The sequence below is a fragment of the Vibrio sp. SSH13-20 genome (genome assembly GCF_040104475.1).
Classification (GTDB): Bacteria; Pseudomonadota; Gammaproteobacteria; order Enterobacterales; family Vibrionaceae; genus Vibrio; species Vibrio harveyi.
In genome coordinates this window covers 200,456-222,977 of sequence record NZ_JBECOU010000002.1, presented here as the reverse complement: position 1 = coordinate 222,977, position 22,522 = coordinate 200,456, and the positions used below count along the sequence as shown (strand labels likewise).

Below are 22,522 nucleotides of genomic sequence, written 5' to 3'. Positions count from 1 at the left end.
CTGTTTATCGAAAATAAGCAAGGAAAACAACGCTGTGTAATAGATTACTCTTTCCAAGTTGTTTGACGATGAAATTGCTTCAGTGACACGCTCCCGAAGGGCGAGTTGTCTTGGCTCGTATACTTCGTTGACGATTTTTAATTTAGAGCCACTAGATCTTCAAATCATCGCCTCGCCTACAAGCCAAGTCAATCTCGCTGAACCAAGCATCTTGAGGTTACTTGGGTATACTTTCAGCATCCATCGCCGTCAATCTTGCGCCTTGAAGAACCAATGCAGTCAGTGTGCGAACTTCTGCTGCAAGCTCATCATTCCAAGCAGACCAAATACGCGAAATATACGCATTGTTTCCTTCGCCTGGGCTCATGTACCCATCATTGAATGCGTCCGCCATTTTCTTCAGCGATTTCTCTTCGTCATCAGCCCAGTGACCACGACTAAAGCCCGCCTCGACACACGCCAGTGCTGTTTTCGGGAAATATGGCAATGGCTTAGTCATGCCTTCAAAAAACAGACGTACTAATTCAGCAAGAAATTGTTTCGCTTGCTCAGCGTCTGCCATTGCAGGGTAAACTAAATGCACCGCGCCTTCCTTGCGGTCATAACCGATAACGTGGGTCTTTCTAGCCTGACCAGAGGCAGACATAGCAAGATGATCAATCCATGCAGCAAGATAATCCTGCGCACGAATTTTACCGCTTCGGTAGCGAATCAACCCAGACTGATAACACTGAGTTAGCCAACCGGTTAGACGGATGTTTTTTCCTTCACCAAGCACATCGAAGGTAAGGTCGATTTCTAAATCGTCTTGCGGCGCACCGGATAAAAACGCCAACTTATCCACCAACTCTTCCGCTTGCACGCGGTTGGTTTCAAACTCGATATCACCAAATGCGCCAACCGGTAATTTGCCCTGCGCGCGTTGCTCACTCATGAAGTGCTTGAGTACGTCTGCTTTTGCGGACGGTTGAGTAATGGCGGTTTCGAGCAAGGTTTCTAATAACTCATCGCGCATCTGATAGCTTTCTAAGCCACCTAAAACAAACGGCTCATCGTCTTCCATCACAGGTAACGGCGGCTCGAACATCACTTTCAAACGACGGTTAAAGAAATACTGCACAGGCAAACGCCAGAAGCGTTGTAATTCCACCAAATCCAATTCGATTGGGAAGGTTGCGCCAAGCAAGTAATCATCCAATGCGCGGTTAAACTCGCCACGCGCATGACCTTGCGATTGATTGCTTTGGGTCAACGCAGCTGGAATCCACTCTTTGGCATAGCTTGAATGAGAACCTTGGAATGCGCTTGGGCTGAATGGCACCATGGCATGTACGTTCACTAACTCGTTGAGTAGTTTATCTCCGGAGTCATCGACAGGCTGGTCTTGATCGCCATCTAGGCAGTAGTTCTGATGGCAATATTCCATCAACTCCGACACCAGCACAGACGGCACGCGCTCAGTGTTGTCTTGGATAGAACGTCCAACATAACTGATGTACAAACTTTGCTGTGCAGACAGCACGGCTTCTAAGAATAGGTAACGGTCATCGTCTCGGCGTGAACGGTCGCCCGGTTTAGTGCGCCCTGTCATTAGGTCAAAACCTTCTGGTGGCATTGAGCGCGGGTAAACACCATCGTTCATACCGAGTAAACATACGGTTCTAAATGGGATCGAGCGCATCGGCATCAGTGTACAGAAGTTCACTTGTCCAGCAAGGAAGCGCTGGCTGACCCGTGTTCCTGACAGCTTGTTTTGTAGATACTGGCTAACAATAGATGGCGACAAGGCATCATCAAATGCCGCATCGGTTAGCTGTTCTTTCAGTTGGCTCAAGGTATCTCGAATCGACTTAAGTGCCATTTCCCCTTCTAGCTCAACAGAGAAGAAGTCATCCAACATTGCCACCAAAGTTTCACGCCATGCATCAATCGACTGAACATGGGAAAGTTTGCGGCGATATTGGCTAATTTGTTGAATAAAGTGGGCTAACTTACCAGCAAGTTCTGCGCCCATGCCTTGCACTTCATTGTATGGCGAGAGGCTACCCTCTTGCGCTTCAAACAAACCGGCAGATTCTGGCATCGCGTAGCCTAATAACATACGCTGAATACCAAATTGCCATGTATTTTGGCGTGTTTCTGGCAGTTCAAATTCGCTGCCCGTATGGCTATCTAGCCCCCAGCGAATGCCGGATTCTTCTACCCATTGTTTGACTTGAAGGAAATCATCTTCGCTTAAGTCGAATCGCTTCAAAATCGCCGGCGTTTCTAACAACTCAAGTAATTCAGAAGCCAAACAACGTGTATTCGGTAAATTAACAAGTTGCATGAAAGCCGCCAAAATTGGGCTTTCTTGATCGGCCGTTCGGTCTGAAATCGAGTAAGGAATGAATCGCTCACCCGGCGCATTGCCGAATACCGCCTGAATCGCAGGGCTGTAGGCATTGATGTCTGCCACCATGACAATAATATCGCGCGGTTTCAGTGTTGGGTCAGCATCGAACATTGCCAAAAGCTGATCGTGTAGCACTTCCACTTCTCGCATTGGGCTGTGGCAAGAGTGTAAGCTCAGAGATTTATCACCTAAACTCACCACTTGTTTGTGCTGACTGCTGTCGATTTGCTCGTCGTCTTGGTGCTCTTCTAAATTAAGAATGTCGGCTTGAAGTTGATGGAGCAGACTGTCGCGCTCAACATCAACAAAAGCTTCTATCTCATGGGATTCAAGCTGCGACAACAGATACATGTTATCGCGTCCAAGTTTACCCATCGACGCCAACAGGCTGTTACCCACCACATCGGTATGCAGCTCATCCACCACGTTTTCTTCTAGTGAACCTTTTAACTGCTCACTCTCACCTTGCACTTCAGAATGGTCTTCTTGCCACACCACGTGCTGACGATGTTTTGCCGCTAAGCGAGCTAAGAATTTACGGTCGCGTACTTCACCCCAATAATAACGGCAGGGGTTAGTAAACATTAGATGGACATCAATATGTTCACCTATGGCTTTTAGCGCATCCATGTAACGTGGCGGCAGTGAAGAGATACCAAACACAAACAGACGCTTCGGCAGATGATCAAAATTGCCGTTGAAGTTTTCGAGCGTATCAATGAAGTGTTCGTACAAATTGGCACGATGATAAGGCGATTGCCCAAGGGTAACCGTGTGGTCGTACAATGCCTGCCACAAAATCGGCTGCCATGGATGCTCGTCTTCAAGTTCAGGCACCGTTTCTCCTGCTTCCCAGCTTGCAATCCACTCTGGGCGGTACACCAAATAGCCATCAAAGATATCGGCAATTTTCTCTGCTAATTGATACAGCTTGGAGTTGTCACTGTCGTCTTGAAGATAACGTGCCAAAGGTTCGAATGACGCTTCGTTCAACAAACCCGGAAGCAAGTGCATCAGCTTCCACGTCATGGCTTCTTTGTTGAAGGCACTGCGCTTTGGCACATCAGCCAATACTTGGGTAAACATTTCCCAGATAAAGGTCGCTGGCAGCGGAAACTCTAGGTTTGCCGCAACACCAAACTCTTTCGCCAATTCCATTTTTAACCACTGAGACATACCCGGGCTCTGCACCAGAATTTGCTCTTTTTCGAATGGGTTTTCTAATGGGTTGATGCGAATCAGTTCAACAAGAAGTGATTTGAGAACATCGACCTGATTGGAGTGATAGACAGTAAACAAAGTAAGTGCACCGAATGCCAATGGAAACTGCTAGCAAGCTTAGCACAGCCGCATTTATTCCTAGAGCGATCTCGATAGCTTAAATAACAAAAGGTTAGAGAACACTCAAACTGTGCTCAAATAACCAACAACTGACATTTGTAAGCAACGTCTTACACGCAAATACAAAGCGTGACATCAGTCACAAGTATTTCATGATAAAAAACACTGTTTTATAATCATCACAAATTTTTATAACAATACCCATCATATTGAATATTGGTTTGAAACCAACAATTGGAGGCGAAATTGCACCTCTCTTCGGTGGATATCCACTCTAAGTTCAATTAAATGGGCGAGAAATACTGGAATATCAAAGTATGTTACGCAAACTTTCTTCTAATAGTGCTTGGCTGATGGCTTTTTTTGCCTGCTTTGCTCTTTATCTGTCGATCGCTTGTTACCCATTTTTGCTGTCAAATAGCCAAGCAGAACCGCTCACATTTCTGCAAAAGTACTACTTAGTCGCGACACAACTAGGCTGGCTGGGATTGATTGCTATGCCAATGATGTTAGGTTGTTTATTGCTATCCTTTCTGCCGACACGCATGTTCAAAGCCGTTGTGATCGCCATTGCAATCGCAATCTTGATCATGCTGAAAGTCGATATCCTCGTTTTCCAGCAATACAAACTGCACATCAATGGTCTACTGATCCGCATGTTCTTTGAAGGCGGTCGTGACGTATTTGAAATCTCTTGGATGAGCTGGCTGATCTTTGTTAGCGACATTGCACTGCTTATCATTGGTCTCGCATGTACCGTTTGGCTTAGTCACAAACTTGTTCAGAGCCGGGGGAAGTTTATCCTGCTCAGCATTTGGTTTGCTTTGCTGCTAAGTAGCCAGATGATCCACGCTTATAAAAATGCGCTCTACGATGATGAAGTCAGCCAATTTTCAAATAACTGGCCACTGTATTATCCACTCACTGCACGCCAATTTATCTACCGTCACGGTTTAGTTGACCAAAGCATCGCATCTCAAAACCGAGTAGAACTCAAGAATATTGAAAGCAGTTCACTCAATTACCCATTGGCGCCTATTAAAGTCGAACGTAAAGATAAACAACCTAATGTCCTTTTCATACTGGTTGATGCGTGGCGCTACAGCGATGCAACACCTGACATCATGCCAAGTGTCAGCAAGTTCACCGAAAAAACGGTCAACTTCTCTCAACACATGAGCGGTGGTAACTCTACTCAAGCGGGCATTTTCAGCCTGTTCTACAGCTTACCAGCAACGTATTGGAACAGCTTTTATGCGAGTCAGAAATCGCCTGTATTCATGGATACATTGCAAAACCAAGGCTATCGAATGGGCATTTTTGGCTCCGCACCATTAACCAGCCCACCTTTGTCTCGCACTGTCTTTAAGAAGGTGAAAGATCTTACGTTAAAGCAGACTGGCGAAACACAAATCGAACGAGATCAACAGATCACCGATGAGTTTATTCAGTTTCAAAAGCAGGATAGCGACAAACCATACTTTAGCTTCTTGTTTTATGACTCTGCCCACGGCACCAGTTTCCCAGAACCTGAATTTGCCAAATTCAAACCTTACTGGGAGCGCGTCGATCATATTCTGCTCGATAACGATTTTGACGCCTCGCTTTACCACAACCGCTATAAGAACTCGTTATATTTCATTGATAGTTTGATCGAAAAAGTTCTGAAAAACGTTGATCTGGAGAACACCATTATCGTGATTACCTCCGATCATGGGGAGGAATTTAACGATCATAAAATGAACTACTGGGGTCATACGGGTAACTACAGTGATACTCAAGTACACGTGCCGCTGTACGTTTATCTGCCAGATCATCAGCCGGAACAAATTAATTACCGCACAACGCACTTTGATATCGTGCCAACCCTAATGAACGAGCTATTCGACGTTAAAGGGGAAACCCAATCTTACAGTGTAGGACGAGACTTGTTTGACAATTGCGTTCCGCGAGATTGGTTCATCGCTGGAAGCTATTACAACTATGCGCTGGTAGGTAAAGAAACTATGTTAGTGGTAAACCCTGGTGGGCACTCTCAGCAACTCAATAACCAATTGAAAGTTGATAACGAACACCAAGTGCCAGTGAACGCCATCCAACAATCGTTGGATGAAATGTCGCGCTTTTACAACAAGGGATAACCAGTCCCTAGTTTGATGAATTAGTATTGTGTCGAACTTTCCTGCCACCCTATTCGGGTGGCTTTTTTATCTACTCGTCAACATAGAATCTATTCGTCGACGTATAACCTAGTCTACCAATATAAAAAAAGCCTCTTGGCGAGAGAGACCAAAAGACTTTGCTTTACGAGTAAAACTTCAGCTTTATGCGTGATGTGTGGTCATCAAGCGTGGTTGAATGAGCAAGTTATTGATGTATTGCAAACCTACGTAAGTCACCACAATCGTTGCCACAATTAATTCGATGCCTGCTAGACCACGAACTTGTTGTACATAGTGCGCTGCTAGACCATTTGCTTCCATCCAATTTGCTGTTTTGAACAGAGCTGTCGCACCAATCACCATTGGGAAGGTAAACGCTGCATAGCCAGGGCTAAATGGCAGTCTTAGCAGTTTAAAGAAAGCTAAGTAGATGATGGCTGTCATCAATACCGCGATACCAAACAATAGAGCAATAATCACTGGTGAAGGCGTCGCTGTTACGGTTAGGTAACCGGCCAACGATAGGCTTGCTGGTGCCGCCATGATTGCCATTGTTGGTTTTGCTGCATCTGGAATTTCATGAGTGAACATGAAACGGTAGATCATCATTGGCAGCATCACAGCGTAAGCCACCATACCGAAGATCAATGCACCATGTGCAATTGGTGCAAGCACTGGGTTACCAGAGAAAGACACGTCTGCAACGATAATACCCACTGGCGGTACGAACCAGCTTGGCACCATGTGGTGTAGTTCGAAGTCTTTCGCGCGGTGGTACAAAAAGCTCACAAGGAACACGATATGTAAAGCTACCGCCACTAACCAAAGCACGTCACCTGCAACAGAGAAGAAATGCCCTAGTGAGTTTGAAACCACCATAGTTCCCATTGCGAAAGTTGGAACGACACTACCCACCACAGGGTGCGCAAGATCTTGTCTTAACAAGTGATTGTGAAAAAGAAATTTAACCGCCAAGATTGCTAGCAATACACTTGCAATACCTGCGCTAATCCACTGTCCATAGCCATGTAATTCGGCGAAGTTTTCCCAACTCCAACCCAAGCTCGCAATACCAAGAGCCAGACCCGCCATTGGGGTTGGTGCTCCCATTACTTTTGCTTTTGTTCTTTGAATCATTACGACCTCAAAATCTAGGCTAACTTTCTATGGGGTGTATATTACTCTTGCACTTCGTTCCAATATATCTAATTATTTAAAACTAACGTTCAGATTTACTTAACGGAATATCATGCCTAGTCATATCTCTCTTAAACAACTGAAAGTTTTTACTACGATCACTCAGCACAAAACGCTGACAGCGGCTTCAGAAAGCCTGTTTCTTTCGAAAGCAGCGGTAAGTATGGCGCTGTCTGAGTTAGAGAAACAAATCGGACATCACCTATTTGACCGGGTGAACAACCGCTTAATTCTCAACCAAGAAGGACAAAAACTTTTGCCCCTCGCGGATGAACTCCTCAACCGAGCTCGGGATATTGAGAGTGTGTTCGATGGCGACCAAACCTTATCAGGGCTGCTTCGCATCGGTGCCAGTGACACCATCGGCAACCAAGTTGCGCCTTACCTGTTAAGTGATTTTCGTGATGAAACGAATCACCAATCACAGAGTTTGTTCATCTCCAACTCTGCCCAGATTTGTGACATGTTGATCGCTTACGAACTCGACATCGCGCTCATTGAGGGCAAGACCATACACCCAGAGCTAGAATCAACGCAATTCAGCGAAGATGAAATGTGTGTGATTTGTCCACCTGATTACCCTAACTATGACGAAGGACCTATCAGCCTAAATGAACTCGAAGACACCGAGTGGATTCTGCGTGAAGCTGGTTCTGGTTCTCGAGAGTTTTTTATGCGCGTTATCGCTCCACGTTTAGAGCATTGGCATGAGGCTTTTCAGCTCAACACCACTGAAGCGCTGATCAATTCGGTATCTGCTGGGCTTGGTTTAGGTTGTTTGTCGCGCTTATCCGCAGAACCTGCAATTCGCGATGGTCGAGTGAAGATGCTCAACATGCCTTTGGATATGAAGCGCCGCTTCTGGCTTTTGATCCACAAAGAGAAGTATCAAAACCCACTTCTGCGCACGTTTATTGAATTCTGCCAAAATTGGGAACGCCCAGAGAACCCGCACCTTAAAGATGACTAGTTCGAGGTGGATAGTTCAAGGTAGAGAATCCAAGGTAGATAGCTCAAATGCTGGTCAGTTAGTTGTACCCGGCTCTCATTCTGAGGCTTGTCGCTAGACTTAATTGGTCAAAAACTGTATAAAAAGCCAGTATAAATTCATCAAGTTAGAGGACCAACCATGGCTGTAATCGTCAAGTACGTGGTAGAACGCAATGGAGAAGAGAAAATGACTTTTACCTCTAAAGCGGAAGCTGACGCATACGACAAAATGCTGGATATGGCAGACGAGTTATTCTCACTGCTAGGTAAAAGTGAACTTCTAGAAGACGAAGGTAAGCAAGAAGATCTTGCAATGTTCCTTGCGCAAAACAAAGAAGAAGTACTTTACGCTTTGGGTGCAAAACGTAAGCCTGCGCCAAAAAAAGCAAAGAAGCTTGAAGCTGTTGAAGAAGATAGCGAACAAGAAGACGCTGCGTAAGCCTCTCATTTGTTTAAAAAAACGTCGCACCATGCGGCGTTTTTTTATGCCTTCCGTTTGTCGCCATATATCTCTGAGAATATAAAGAACCGATTTAATATCCCAAATTGCTCTAAATTTCATGTTGCAGATTAGTGTGACTTAGATCTAATCTAAATGGGCACGGTGATGGGGTACCACCGGAATCGAAAGATTCAAACCGCTTTTAAAGCTAATGACTCCTACAGAAACGAGAACAGGTCAGCCCTGTTGGAAATGCTTTCACCTATATTGTGAAAGTAAGAGTTCTGTAGTGAGCAATTCAACTCTTCTCCAACCCCGCTCCTGTTTTCTCAAAAATTAAAAAGATATCCAAAATAGTTGTTAACTCAACAAGGCGACAAACGCGTAAGCCTCCTGAACATAGTTTTTCTATTTGATGGAGCGAATAAGAGCAGTCAACGCCGTTGAGTCTGACCAATATGCTGGATATCGTACACTGGGAAAACATTATGCAATACTCACACGAAATCCAATCAATGTGCCCGATTCAACGCGGCGATCTTCATGCTTCTGCACCGATCCCTGTTGAAGGCGCAATGATCAATCCAAAAGACGTTATCGCGATTTCCGGTCTTAGCCACGGCGTTGGTGCTTGTGCTCCTCAACAAGGAGCAGCAAAACTGACCCTTAACGTCAAAAACGGCATCATCGAAGAAGCTTTGATCGAAACGATCGGCTGTTCAGGCATGACTCAATCAGCCGCGATGGCCGCAGAAATCCTAACCGGTAAAACCATTCTTGAAGCACTCAACACTGACTTAGTGTGTGATGCTATCAACGTCGCGATGCGCGAAATCTTCCTTCAATTTGTTTACGGTCGTACTCAATCTGCTTTCTCTGAAGGCGGCTTAGAAATTGGTGCGGCACTGGAAGATCTTGGTCAAACTCAACGCAGCCAAGTGGGTACAAGCTACTCAACCAAAGCAAAAGGCGTGCGTTACATGGAGTTAGCTGAAGGCTACGTAACAAAACTCGCGCTAGACGAAAACAAAGAAGTGATTGGTTACCAATATCTCAACCTAGGCAAGATGATGAAAGCCATCAACGAAGGCGTATCTGCAGCAGAAGCAGCAGAAAAAGCAACGGGCACTTACGGTCGTTTTGACGAAGCCGTAACGACCATTAACCCACGCCAACAATAATTGCCACCAAGAGGAAAGAGATTATGAACACTCCAATTACTGAATCTGTACGTCGCACATTAGACGAAATGCAACTTTCTTCTCTGGAAGCGGCTTACCAATACTGTATGGATCGTGGTATCGACCCTAAAGCACTAGTGATGGACACTCAACCTATCGCGTTTGAAAGCGCGGCAGATGCCTACACACTGGGCACCGCTTTGGCGATTTTCCGCGGAGCAAAAACAGCAGAAGAAGCAGCAAACATCATCGGTGAAGGTCTTCAGGCGTGCACTAAACCCGGCAGCGTGGCAGAGCAACGCCAAGTGGGTATCGGTCACGGTGCATTGGCGGCTCGTCTATTGAATGAAGAAAGTGGCTGTTTCGCTTTCCTTGCCGGTCACGAGTCATTCGCAGCGGCAGAAGGCGCAATCAAAATCGCACTAAACGTGAACAAATCACGCAAAAATCCGTTGAAAGTGATCCTGAATGGTTTAGGTAAAGACGCCGCTTACCTAATCTCACGCATCAATGGTTTCACTTACGTACGCACTCAATACAACTACCAAACTGGTGAGTTAGTGGAAGTAGAACGTCGCCGTTTCTCCCAAGGTCCACGTGGTGAGATCCTTTGCTACGGTGCAGACGATGTACGTGAAGGCGTGGCTATCATGCATAAAGAACAAGTGGATGTGAGCATCACTGGTAACTCAACCAACCCGACTCGCTTCCAACACCCGGTAGCAGGCATCTACAAAGCAGAACGTAACCGTGAAGGCATGCCTTACTTCTCTGTGGCATCAGGCGGTGGTACTGGTCGTACTCTACACCCAGATAACGTGGCGGCAGGTCCTGCCTCTTACGGTATGACCGATACCATGGGTCGCATGCACGCCGATGCACAATTCGCGGGTAGCTCTTCAGTACCTGCACACGTAGCGATGATGGGCTTCATCGGTATGGGCAACAATCCAATGGTAGGTGCAACTGTTGCACTTGCCGTAGCCGTCGGTGAACTTAGCCTTTAAGCCGATTTAATCGCTTTCTATCCAAAGCGATTAAATCCAACAAACCCAGTGTAGGGGGAGTGACTTCGGTCCTCCCCTTATTTTTTGCTGCGCCCCTTTTCCAACTTCACTTTGTCTTTACCCCAAATCGGTCTGAGAAGGCTTTTGCGACACATTTCTCATCAGACAAACATATCTCTAAAAAGACAAAAGGTATCCATCTACAGACTTTCTCCATTTCCCCTCTTTAAACTCCCCAACACTCTCTTTATGATGACTGACAACTTAATTATTTCTTGTCAGTGAACAGACGAGACACAAGACTCAACACATGGAGATCAACTATGGCTTTCTTCTCTCTAGCCTTTGGTACGGCAACTAAAAATCGCGACGGCAAAATCATCGAAGCGTTTTTCCCAAACCCAGTTCTTAACCCAAGCGAAGCGCTTGTTAACGCACTAGCAGCAGTAGCAGGTTACGAGCAAGGCAACCAAGCTATCGAGATCTCTGCAGCACAAAGCGCAGAACTGGCAGCAGCATTTGAAGCAAACGGCGATGCGGCAAACGCTTCTTTCGCAGCAAAAGCAGCAGAATCAGCACAACCACTTGTACTGGTTATCCTTGCAACTGACGAACAGCCACAAAGCGTTGCTGAAGGCTTCCTAAAACTTCAACTTATCTCTAACCGCCTAGTTCAACCGCACGGCACGGTACTAGACGGTATCTTCGGTCTACTACACAACATCGCATGGACTAACGAAGGTCCAATCGACCTACCTGAACTGGCAGAGCGTCAAATCGAAGCTCGCCTAGCGGGTCGTGCACTAAGCGTAGATTGCGTAGACAAGTTCCCTAAAATGGTGGACTACGTGGTACCAACTGGTGTTCGTATCGCTGACACTTCTCGCGTACGTCTTGGCGCACACGTTGGCGAAGGCACAACGGTAATGCACGAAGGCTTCATCAACTTCAACGCGGGTACAACTGGCGTGAGCATGGTTGAAGGTCGTATCTCTGCTGGCGTAGTGGTTGGTAACGGTTCTGACATCGGCGGTGGCGCATCTATCATGGGTACGCTATCTGGCGGCGGTAAAGTTGTAGTTTCTATCGGTGAAAACTCGCTACTAGGCGCAAACGCAGGTCTTGGTTTCCCAATGGGTGACCGTTGTACTATCGAATCAGGTCTATACGTAACCGCTGGCTCTAAAGTGCGCATGCTAGATTCTGCAGGTCAAGAAGTAGAAGTAGTAAAAGCACGCGATCTTGCTGGTGTTTCTGACCTACTATTCCGTCGTAACTCTGTAACAGGTCAAATCGAGTGTCTTGCAAACAAGAGCGCGGTTGAACTGAACAGCGAACTGCATAAAAACAACTAATAAGAATACCCAACTAACCTCGAGATGCTTGATTCAGCGAGGCTGACTTGGCTTGCAGGCGCGGCAACGAGTTGAAGATCTAGTCAATCTAAATCAAAGCTCGTTAACAAAGCATGAAAGCCAAGACAACTCGCCCTTTGGGAGCGTGTCACTATCACGATTCCCACGTCAAATAACTTGAAAATAGCGAGCTATTTCACTTCGTCATTTTATCAGTGAGCAGACTCTGAACTGAGCATCTTGAAGTCATTTAGGTATTGCAGTGAATTAGCCCTACGAAAAATCCCCCAACAGGAAACTGTTGGGGGATTTTTTATTGCCTGAGAGAGGGCACATTGTTACGACATGGCGTGTGACGTAATACTGAGAACTTCAAATACTCAGCTTTTTAGAATTTTACTTGTTCAGAAAGTTGACTGCTTTATCAGGGAAGTCAGTAAACAAACCATCCACTTTCACCTGATTGTAGAAGATGTCCATCATGCCATCGAAGCTATCGGTGTAAGCAGGAATACGCCCTGGGTCCGCGCGGAAAGTATAAGGATGCACTTGCAAACCCGCGTCTTTTGCCGCTTTCATCAAAGGTTTGGTGATGATGTTATCCTTGGTTGATTTGTCATCCACCAACATTGGCTTCCAAGGACCGATCCCTTCCGCGTATTCCGCGACCTTCTTCATGCCATTGGCTTCAAACATCCAGTCATAACTATATGGTGTTGCTTTGTCACCTTTGTACTCCATGGTCTCGTTCCAATCGGTGTAAGCCATGAGCTGAACGAGCTTTAAATCCATGTCCATTGCGGGCATGAGTTCACTATTGATGCGCTGAAGCTCATTCGCATCAAAACACTGAAGGTATACTTTGTCGTCTTGCGAATCGTAACCGTATTGTTTTAAAACTTTAAGCACCGCTTTTGAGATGTCTTTGCCTTCATGACGATGGAACCACGGCGCTTTGATTTCCGGGTAAATACCGATGTCATAACCCAGCGTTTTGTTTAAGCCTTGGATCAGCTCAATCTCTTCAGCAAAAGTAGGTACGGTGAAGTCTGATTTCCACATTGGGAATCGTGTCGGATAGCCAGCAACCTTGTTACCTTTATCATCAATGTTAAAGCCTTCAGTGACTCGCAATGATTTGATTTCTGCCAACGTGAAATCAATCGCATAGTAACGACCATCTTTACGAGCACGATCCGGGAATCGCTCAGCTACATCGGTCACGCGATCGAGGTAATGATCATGCAATACAACGAGTTGATCGTCTTTGGTCATCACCACATCTTGTTCGATGTAGTCTGGTTTCATCGCGTACGCCAACGCTTTTGCTTCTAAAGTATGTTCTGGTAGATAACCCGATGCGCCACGGTGCGCGATAACAAGCGGTTGTGCAATAGCTCCAGCTGAGATGCTCAGAGCGAGAACCATCATGCAAACTGACGTTGTTTTCATTGTTCTTTCCTTAGCTTATTGAAGGGGCAGTATTCCACCGCCCCTTTAATGTTTTATGACGCCAATGCTTCTTTCTCACGCGCTTTTTGTTCATGGTGAGCACGCTCGCCAAGAAATGCGTAAGTTAGACAAACGATAGAGGTGATACATGAACCGATTAGGATGATAAAGCCGCCATCCCAGCCGAAGTGGTCTACTGTATAGCCAAGAATCGCGTTTGCCGCTACCGCACCACCCAAGTAACCAAATAAGCCAGTTAGACCTGCAGCCGTACCTGCCGCTTTCTTAGGAGCAAGCTCTAGCGCATACAAACCAATCAACATTACCGGACCGTAAATCAAGAAGCCGATTGCAACCAGCGCCATCATATCTACTGCTGGGTTACCTGCTGGGTTGAACCAGTAAACCAACACCGCTACGGTTACTAACGCCATAAATAGAATACCGGCAGGAGCACGACGACCTTTAAATAGCTTGTCTGAAATCCAACCACACAATAGCGTACCTGGGATACCAGCCCACTCGTATAGGAAGTAAGCCCAAGAAGATTTATCAACCGAGAAGTCCTTCGCTTCTTTAAGGTATACCGGCGCCCAGTCCAGCACACCGTAGCGGATCAGGTAAACAAACGCGTTCGCAATCGCAATTGACCACAACAACTTATTAGAAAAGACATACTTGAAGAAAATTTCCTTCGCCGTCATTTCTTTTTCGTGTGACTTGTCGTAATCATCAGGGTAATCGTCTTTATACTCTTCAATTGGCGGAAGACCACAAGACTGCGGTGTATCTCTTACGGTGATCCAAATAAAGACAGCTACGAGCGTGGCAAAAAATGCAGGTACATAGAAAGCGGTGCGCCAATCGTCGTTGAATGCCCAAAGACCAAGGATGAACAGCGGACCAATTAAACCACCACCCACGTTATGTGCCACGTTCCAAACCGACACTATCTCGCCACGCTCTTTGCGCGACCACCAGTGAACCATGGTTCGACCACAGGCAGGCCATCCCATACCTTGGAACCAACCGTTTAGGAACAATAGAATAAACATCGCAGTAATGCTGCCAGTAGCCCAAGGCATAAAGCCGAAGCAGAACATCACAAGCGCTGACATTAATAGACCGCCACTTAAAAAGTAACGAGGGTTTGAGCGGTCAGAAACACTGCCCATTAAGAATTTTGATAAACCGTAAGCAATAGATACCGCAGCTAAAGCAACACCTAAGTCACCACGACTAAAACCTTGTTCAATAAGATAAGGCATCGCCAAGCTAAAGTTTTTACGAACCAGGTAGTAGCCAGCGTAACCAACAAAGATGCCGATAAAGAGTTGCCAACGTAAGCGGGAATAAGTGCCATCGATCTTATCGGACGATAAACGATCGATGTGCGCCTTAGGTTTGAATATTCCAAACATAGGAACCTCATTAATAATGTGAGCGATGGTAGGGAGTATAAAATCGCGAACGAGCAAAAAGGAGTTTCGTTCGAAAGTGAATGCATTTTATGAAATTCGATTTTTATTTCTGTGACAAATGTTGCATAAGAATTAAATTTCAGTAAATACAGAAAATTAGAGGCTTTTAATTAGACTGCGCTTCCACTTTCTGCAGATTTCGTTACTGTCCACATAGAACACGAAGTGCGCAAACGAACAAAATCAGCACAATATTAAGTGAATCAAGTGCTCAAATGACCACAAAAATGGATAAAAGATGGAAGTTGAAGAGACGAAGCACGTGATTTAAGCCATCAAACGCCTCAATTGTGGCGTGTTGCAACAATGTCATCGTGTTAACAATTAGGGTCAACATAATCCCACCGCTTCCAACGTACATTTAGAGGTCATCTCAAAGCAAAAGATGGCATATGTGCTACGGGAAACGGTCTTCTTTCTTTGAGATGGCGTAGCTCTTAGCAACGAGCGAATGAATATCAGCAATCCCTTATCATCATTAGTGTTAGCTAGCTCTTTAGGGTTAGTTTTCGACCAATAATCTGAGTATTTTCCCACCATTCGCGAAGCAGGTTCACAAAACTCCTCTTACCAGTTTGTGCATTGATTTTCACATCGGTAGTTTTAGTCTATCAAAGCAAAATTGAAGACCATAATTCGTTTTATCGAGTTTCCTTTTTGAGCAAAAGATGCGTCAATTAACAAAAACGAAGAGTTTGATTAACAAATTTATGCTCAAACGCTCATTTTTAGCGCTCGTTTGTTTTCGCAAACGTTTATATATGCACAATAGAACCGTGCTAGATAAGCATAAATATTAAAGGACTCTTAACATGACAACGAACAAACACCCCTCACTGCTCGGAGAATGTTTGGCCGAGTTTATCGGTACAGGATTACTTATCTTTTTTGGCGTAGGCTGTGTTGCTGCACTCGTTTTGACCGGGGCTCAATTTGGTCAATGGGAAATCAGTATTGTATGGGGCTTTGGCGTCGCCATCGCTATTTACTGTACTGCGGGCGTATCCGGTGCACACATCAACCCTGCCGTAACTATCGCACTGGCGATGTTCCATGGATTTGATAAGGCGAAAGTTGTGCCTTATATCATTGCGCAAATGCTAGGTGCATTTTGCTCTGCTGCTTTGGTCTACAGCTTGTACAGCAACCTCTTTACGGATTACGAAATCGCACACAACTTCGTTCGTAGCAGCCAAGACGCATTAGCCACAGCGGGCATTTTCTCGACTTACCCACATGCTTCTCTCTCTTTCTTTGGCGCTTTTGCTGTGGAATTCGTGATTACTGCAGTGCTGATGTTTGCCATTCTTGCTCTTGGTGATGAAAACAATGGCGCACCTCGCGGCGCGATGAACCCTCTACTGATCGGTATCCTAATTGCGGTAATCGGCGGTTCTCTAGGTCCACTAACAGGCTTTGCGATGAACCCTGCACGTGACTTTGGTCCTAAGCTGTTTGCCTACTTCGCAGGTTGGGATTATGCCCTGACTGGCGCGCGTGAAATTCCATACTTTATTGTTCCAATTCTTGCTCCTATCGCAGGTGCTTGCTTCGGTGGTTGGTTGTACCCGAAAGCGATTGCTGCATATCTGCCAAAGCAAGGTCACGGCTGTACTATCCCTAACCAGTGCGAAACCGAAGAAGAAGCAGAACAAGCGCAAGCTTAACCCCTACCAATTCGAACATTTACTAAAATATAAATAACGAAACAAAAGGATTCTTACCATGACTGAGCAAAAATACATTGTTGCCCTAGACCAAGGCACGACAAGCTCTCGTGCTGTCATTCTGGATCATGACGCGAATATCGTAAGCGTCGCTCAGCGAGAATTTACTCAGATTTATCCAGAGGCTGGTTGGGTTGAACATGACCCAATGGAAATCTGGGCAACTCAAAGCTCTACCTTGGTTGAAGCACTTGCGAAAACCGGCATCCGTAGCGACCAACTTGCAGGTATCGGTATTACCAACCAACGTGAAACGACGATTGTATGGAACAAAGAAACAGGCAAACCGGTTTACAACGCGATCGTATGGCAATGCCGCCGCACTGCCGATATTTGTGAAGAATTAAAAGCGCGCGGACTAGAAGATTACGTTCGCGACAATACAGGCCTGGTTCTAGACCCTTACTTCTCGGGTACAAAAGTGAAGTGGATTCTAGATAACGTTGAAGGCGCACGTGAAGATGCTGAAGCAGGCAAGCTGCTATTCGGTACTGTTGATACCTGGTTGGTTTGGAAGATGACACAAGGTCGCGTCCACGTAACCGACTACACCAATGCTTCTCGTACCATGCTGTTCAACATTAATGACCTATGCTGGGATCAAAAAATGCTGGATGAGATGGGCATCCCTGCATCCATGATGCCTGAAGTAAAACGCTCATCAGAAATCTACGGTCAAACCAACATTGGTGGTAAAGGTGGTACTCGTATCCCAATTGCAGGCATTGCAGGTGACCAACAAGCCGCTCTTTACGGTCAGATGTGTGTTGAAGCTGGTCAAGCGAAGAACACCTACGGCACAGGTTGTTTCTTGTTGATGAATACGGGTCAAGAGAAGGTAACATCGAAAAATGGTCTGTTGACCACGCTAGCATGCGGTCCAAAAGGTGAGCCAGCTTACGCCCTTGAGGGTGCGGTATTCATGGGTGGCGCTTCAATTCAATGGCTACGTGATGAAATGAAGATTCTGGCTGGTGCCGAAGATTCAGAATACTTTGCGACCAAAGTTGATACTTCAAATGGTGTTTACGTGGTTCCTGCGTTTACTGGTCTGGGCGCACCATATTGGGATGCTTACGCTCGCGGTACGATTGTCGGTCTAACTCGTGGTGTAAACTCTAACCACATTATCCGTGCAACTTTGGAAGGTATCGCTTACCAAACTCGTGATGTGCTGGATGCAATGCAAGCAGACTCGGGCATCAAGCTCGCGAACCTTCGTGTAGATGGCGGCGCAGTGGCGAACAACTTCTTAATGCAGTTCCAGTCTGATGTTCTTAATACCGAAGTTCACCGTCCTCAAGTAACTGAAGTGACCGCTTTGGGTGCAGCATACCTAGCCGGTCTAGCGGTTGGTTTCTGGAATAGCATTGATGAGCTGCAAGACAAAGCAGTGCTCGATCGCACATTCGAACCACACGATGATGAAGAAAAACGTAACCGCCGTTACAAAGGTTGGAAGCGCGCAGTCAAGTGTGCTCAAACTTGGTCTGAGCTTCACGACGAAGACGATTAATTTCTGATAAACGATTAGTTTCCCCCTGATTAATCGTAAAGAGCGCCGACTTGGCGCTCTTTTTTTGCGTTCGATCGCGGATTCCCCATTCCCACGACTTCTCACAATGCGCTAATTCGAGCACAATAGAGCGAGTTTCTATATTCGAATTTGAAGCATTGGCGATTACCAGTGCACAAGGGAGTGCTAAGTGAAGCAAATACCAAGACACCAACAGATTGTTGAGTTGGTGAAAAAACAAGGCTACGTCAGCACGGATGAGCTGGTAGAAAAATTTAATGTCAGTCCTCAAACTATCCGTCGCGACTTAAACGACCTTGCTGATGAAAACAAGATTCGACGCTACCACGGTGGTGCTACCATTCCTCTCAGTTCAGAGAACACGTCATATAACACGCGTAAAGCGCTTAACTTCAATGAAAAAGATGTCATTGCGGAAGAACTAGTAAAGCACATTCCAGATGGCGCAACCTTGTTTATTGATATCGGTACCACGCCAGAAGCCGTCGCTCGAGCGCTCAATAAAAACCACAAACAACTTCGCGTGGTGACCAATAACATTAATGTTGCCACCATTCTTTTACCAAACCCAGAAATCAAAGTTATTTTGGCGGGCGGTGAAGTTCGCAACCGTGACGGCGGTATTGTCGGTGAAGCGACGCTCGATTTCGTCAAACAATTCCGCCTCGATTTCGGCATTTTAGGCATCAGTGGTATCGATTTTGATGGCTCACTACTGGACTTTGATTATCATGAAGTTCGCGTTAAACAGGCAATTATTGATAACAGCCGCAGTGTGTTCCTTGCGGTTGACCATTCGAAATTTGGTCGCAATGCGATGGTGAAACTGGGCAATATCGCGCAATTGAACATGGTATTCACCAACAAACAACCACCAGAAGAGATTCTTGCGATTCTAAAAGAAGCAGCAGTTCCGCTCGAAGTGGTTGATACACAAATAGAAAAATCTGAGAACGAATAGCAAATTACCTCTCTTTCTATACGAATAAATGACCTCTGTCTTAATTAGGCAGAGGTTTTTTTGTGCCCAAATCACACAAAACGCTCATAAACGAAAATAAATAATGACCACAAACGAAACCTAAGCTAGGATAAACTCATGTTCTAAAATGCTCGTTCGCTCACCAAGAGGTCAAATTTATGAGTATCCAACAAAATGCTTCCACGACTAACGCATCCCCTACTTTAGACCTGATCGTGATCGGTGGCGGCATTAACGGGGCTGGTATTGCTGCAGATGCTGCTGGTCGTGGTTTAAGCGTCGGTTTGTACGAAGCTAATGACTTCGCATCGGCAACCTCTTCTGCAAGTTCAAAACTGATCCACGGCGGATTACGTTACCTTGAACACTATGAATTTCGTTTAGTTTCGGAAGCGCTCGCTGAACGTGAAGTGATCTTACGTAAAGCACCACATGTGGCTCTACCAATGCGCTTCCGTTTACCTCATCGCCCATTTTTACGCCCAGCTTGGATGATCCGCTGTGGTTTGTTCCTTTACGATAACTTGGGTAAACGAACCACACTGCCAGGCAGCAAAACTGTCAACCTAGCAAAATCAGGTCTTTTGAAACCTGAAATGAAAACCGGTTTCGAATACTCAGATTGTTGGGTAGACGATGCGCGCTTAGTCTTACTTAACGTTCTGGCTGCAAAAGAGAATAACGCAGAAGTTCGCAACTACTGCCGCGTAGAAAAAGCACACCGTGAAGGCGGCATTTGGCATGTCACTATTCATGACGTCACCACAGACCAACGTTTCGAACGTAAAGCGAAAGCTCTGGTTAACGCTGCTGGTCCATGGGTGAAACAGTTCTTTGATGAAGGATTAGAGCAAACCTCCCCTCGCAACATTCGTTTGATCAAAGGCTCGCACATCGTTGTTCCTCGTATCCACAACGAGCCGCAAGCCTACATCCTACAAAACAAAGATAACCGCATCGTATTTATGATCCCTTACTTAGATAAGTTCTCGATCATTGGTACCACAGATGTGGAATACAAAGGCGATCCGCGTGAAGTCGCGATCTCCGAAGATGAAGTCGATTACTTGATCGATATCGTTAACCAACACTTTGTCCACCAGCTAAGCCGCGAAGATGTGGTATGGACTTACAGTGGTGTACGCCCACTGTGTGATGATGAGTCTGACTCACCGCAAGCGATCACACGTGACTACACACTAGAGTTGGATGCTGAATACGACCACGCACCTTTACTTTCAGTGTTCGGCGGCAAGCTCACGACATACCGTAAGCTTGGCGAAGCGGCAATGAAGAAACTTGCACCTTACCTACCTGAAATGGGTAAAGACTGGACGGCAAACCAAACCCTTCCTGGTGGTAACTTCAGTTGCAGCCGTGAGCAACTTGCGAAGATGATTCATGCGAAATACTCGTGGGCATCAGAAACAATGTTGCTGCGCTACGTGACTCAGTTTGGTACACAAACTTGGGATCTGATGGAAGGCACTAACAGCGTAGAAGATCTTGGTCACTGCTTCTCAGAGCAAGCAAGTGGCGTATATCAACGTGAAATTGATTACTTGATGAATCACGAAATGGCGCTAACCGATGAAGACATCTTATGGCGTCGTACAAAACTTGGCTTATACATGAACGAAGAGGAGAAAATCGCACTGGCAGAATATCTAAAAGAGAAGCTGCAACAAAAGGTCGTTAGCCTCTCACAAGTAAGTTAAATTGGACTCTCCTAATACAAAGCCTGCACCCCGCAGGCTTTTTTTGGAGCTAAATTCTAATATCAACACCTTCTATCGAAAGCACAAAAAGTTTTAATTTCAGACAATTAACACTCTTACTTATTATTTTCTTCAGTCGGCAATTGCCCTCACCTCTAATTAAATCGGTATCCGATGAAGAAATCGCTATTCCTGAGCTTACTTCTCCTCAGTGGTTGCTCTGTTGCTCCTGAAGAAACACCACCTTGCGCATGTGATGACTACGTACCTCCCTATGTAAAGCCGCCAAGTGCATCTAACCAAGAGAATATCCAACAGTTACTGGCTTACATTGCGCAAAAAGCCAAAGATCGCTGGGGTGAAGATGAGTTCGTCGAAGCGGGAAAACACCGCTACGTGAAATACCTTGATGGTTATAACACCCGCGCTCATATCGACTTCGAAGCGGGAAAAATCTACGTTTCGACAATTTCCCAATACCAGCCAACGGAAAAGCTACAAAAAGCGATTGTACAGACACTACTCATGCCTGCCGATCCAGCACATGCGGAGTTGTTTAGTGACAAGGAAGCGGTATTACGTGGTAAGCCTTTTTTATTGGGGCAAGTTCTCGATCACGATGGAAAACCGATTGAATGGGAGTGGCGCGCCAATCGTTACGCAGACTACCTACTCGACAACAAACTGCAAAAGAAAGCCATCAAACACGGCAGTGCTTACTATGTCGAAATCAACATGGTGAAAGATCATCTAGAACAACGCGAATACCAGTACGCTGGCTTGATACGTGACGCTGCAAAACGATATGGTTTATCAGAAGATCTGATTTTTGCCGTGATCAAAACCGAAAGTAGTTTTAACCCTTATGCGGTTTCTCATGCTGGCGCTTACGGCTTGATGCAAGTGATCCCAAAAACAGCGGGTGCGGATGTGTTTAATTTAGTAAAAAACAAACCAGGTATTCCTACCAAAGAATACTTATTCGATCCTGCCAATAACATTGATACTGGAGCAGCGTATTTCTATATATTGAAAAACCGCTATCTACGAGACGTGAAACATCCAACCTCGAAGCACTTTAGTATGATTTCCGCCTACAACGGTGGCACTGGTGGTGTGCTTTCGACGTTTGATAGCGACCGTAAGCGTGCAATGAATGAACTTAACAGCCTCAACCCAACTCAAGTTTATGATGCATTAACCACTCAACACCCAAAAGGGGAAGCGAGACGCTATCTACAGAAAGTTCTTTATTTCCAGAAAGACTTCAGCCAAGGGAATATCTAATTTTACCTAGCCACAAAACGAAAAACGCCGCTTAGTTCCACGGAGGTATAGAACTAAGCGGCCATGTAATTACACGAAAGACACCTATGGGTCTAAAACGTCAATTGGCTAGTTAATCACTCATATTCATACGAGTAATAACAGATACAGAGTATCGAACTCCGCCTTTTCTGGCACGAGCAAAACTCAGATTAGAATTCAACGTTTTTCACATTCTTAATAATTTCCTTACTATTAATGGGTTATTTGCTGAAGCAACATCAAACAA

15 protein-coding genes and 1 riboswitch are annotated in these 22,522 nt (G+C 45.6%); of the genes, 11 read left to right on the top strand and 4 right to left on the bottom strand.

Translation table 11 applies throughout. The features are described from left to right. Window positions 1-217 precede the first annotated feature (217 nt). Window positions 218-3,694: an exodeoxyribonuclease V subunit gamma gene (gene recC, locus ABMY42_RS06195; RefSeq protein WP_349266211.1), complete on the bottom strand. Its 3,477-nt coding sequence runs from the start codon at window positions 3,692-3,694 to the stop codon at window positions 218-220. 359 nt (window positions 3,695-4,053) lie between these two features. Between recC and ABMY42_RS06190 the strand changes: the two genes are divergently transcribed. Beyond that, window positions 4,054-5,877 (top strand): DUF3413 domain-containing protein, encoded by a 1,824-nt coding sequence (locus ABMY42_RS06190; RefSeq protein ID WP_050932850.1) that lies wholly within the window; start codon window positions 4,054-4,056, stop codon window positions 5,875-5,877. A gap of 183 nt (window positions 5,878-6,060) precedes the next feature. Here ABMY42_RS06190 and ABMY42_RS06185 read toward each other — a convergent pair whose 3' ends face one another. Beyond that, window positions 6,061-7,035, bottom strand: a complete 975-nt coding sequence (locus ABMY42_RS06185; protein ID WP_005450908.1) for a TDT family transporter — start codon at window positions 7,033-7,035, stop codon at window positions 6,061-6,063. Between the two features lie 112 nt (window positions 7,036-7,147). On the opposite strand from ABMY42_RS06185, the gene ABMY42_RS06180 reads away from it, so the two are divergent. The 5 genes from ABMY42_RS06180 to dapD all read left to right on the top strand — a co-directional run bounded on the left by ABMY42_RS06180 (window position 7,148) and on the right by dapD (window position 12,070). After that, a complete protein-coding gene (locus ABMY42_RS06180) occupies window positions 7,148-8,065 on the top strand; it encodes a LysR substrate-binding domain-containing protein (RefSeq protein ID WP_005450906.1) in 918 nt (305 codons plus the stop codon). Between the two features lie 159 nt (window positions 8,066-8,224). Further along, window positions 8,225-8,524: a YebG family protein gene (locus ABMY42_RS06175; protein WP_005380208.1), complete on the top strand. Its 300-nt coding sequence runs from the start codon at window positions 8,225-8,227 to the stop codon at window positions 8,522-8,524. A gap of 155 nt (window positions 8,525-8,679) precedes the next feature. Next, window positions 8,680-8,755, top strand: a riboswitch (Fluoride riboswitch). 260 nt (window positions 8,756-9,015) lie between these two features. Beyond that, window positions 9,016-9,708, top strand: coding sequence for an iron-sulfur cluster assembly scaffold protein (locus ABMY42_RS06170; RefSeq protein WP_005450903.1), 693 nt, complete (start codon window positions 9,016-9,018; stop codon window positions 9,706-9,708). A gap of 23 nt (window positions 9,709-9,731) precedes the next feature. After that, window positions 9,732-10,715, top strand: a complete 984-nt coding sequence (locus ABMY42_RS06165) for a GGGtGRT protein (RefSeq protein WP_005450901.1) — start codon at window positions 9,732-9,734, stop codon at window positions 10,713-10,715. Between the two features lie 323 nt (window positions 10,716-11,038). Further along, window positions 11,039-12,070: a 2,3,4,5-tetrahydropyridine-2,6-dicarboxylate N-succinyltransferase gene (gene dapD, locus ABMY42_RS06160; RefSeq protein ID WP_005391708.1), complete on the top strand. Its 1,032-nt coding sequence runs from the start codon at window positions 11,039-11,041 to the stop codon at window positions 12,068-12,070. Window positions 12,071-12,466: 396 nt separating this feature from the next. Here dapD and glpQ read toward each other — a convergent pair whose 3' ends face one another. After that, entirely contained in the window at window positions 12,467-13,522 is a 1,056-nt protein-coding gene (gene glpQ / locus ABMY42_RS06155; protein ID WP_349266130.1) for a glycerophosphodiester phosphodiesterase, read from the bottom strand. Between the two features lie 53 nt (window positions 13,523-13,575). After that, a complete protein-coding gene (gene glpT / locus ABMY42_RS06150; protein WP_349266129.1) occupies window positions 13,576-14,943 on the bottom strand; it encodes a glycerol-3-phosphate transporter in 1,368 nt (455 codons plus the stop codon). Window positions 14,944-15,815: 872 nt separating this feature from the next. Between glpT and ABMY42_RS06145 the strand changes: the two genes are divergently transcribed. From ABMY42_RS06145 to mltC, 5 genes are all read left to right on the top strand, one after another. After that, window positions 15,816-16,670, top strand: coding sequence for an MIP/aquaporin family protein (locus ABMY42_RS06145; RefSeq protein ID WP_005450895.1), 855 nt, complete (start codon window positions 15,816-15,818; stop codon window positions 16,668-16,670). 58 nt (window positions 16,671-16,728) lie between these two features. Continuing rightward, complete coding sequence (gene glpK, locus ABMY42_RS06140; protein WP_005450894.1) at window positions 16,729-18,246, top strand: glycerol kinase GlpK; 1,518 nt, start codon at window positions 16,729-16,731, stop codon at window positions 18,244-18,246. Window positions 18,247-18,436: 190 nt separating this feature from the next. Continuing rightward, the gene (locus ABMY42_RS06135; protein ID WP_349266128.1) at window positions 18,437-19,228 is read left to right on the top strand and encodes a DeoR/GlpR family transcriptional regulator; all 792 of its coding nucleotides are present in this window, start codon (window positions 18,437-18,439) and stop codon (window positions 19,226-19,228) included. A gap of 179 nt (window positions 19,229-19,407) precedes the next feature. Next, the gene (gene glpD / locus ABMY42_RS06130; protein ID WP_050908452.1) at window positions 19,408-20,967 is read left to right on the top strand and encodes a glycerol-3-phosphate dehydrogenase; all 1,560 of its coding nucleotides are present in this window, start codon (window positions 19,408-19,410) and stop codon (window positions 20,965-20,967) included. Between the two features lie 174 nt (window positions 20,968-21,141). After that, the gene (gene mltC / locus ABMY42_RS06125; protein ID WP_017189193.1) at window positions 21,142-22,254 is read left to right on the top strand and encodes a membrane-bound lytic murein transglycosylase MltC; all 1,113 of its coding nucleotides are present in this window, start codon (window positions 21,142-21,144) and stop codon (window positions 22,252-22,254) included. Window positions 22,255-22,522 lie beyond the last annotated feature (268 nt).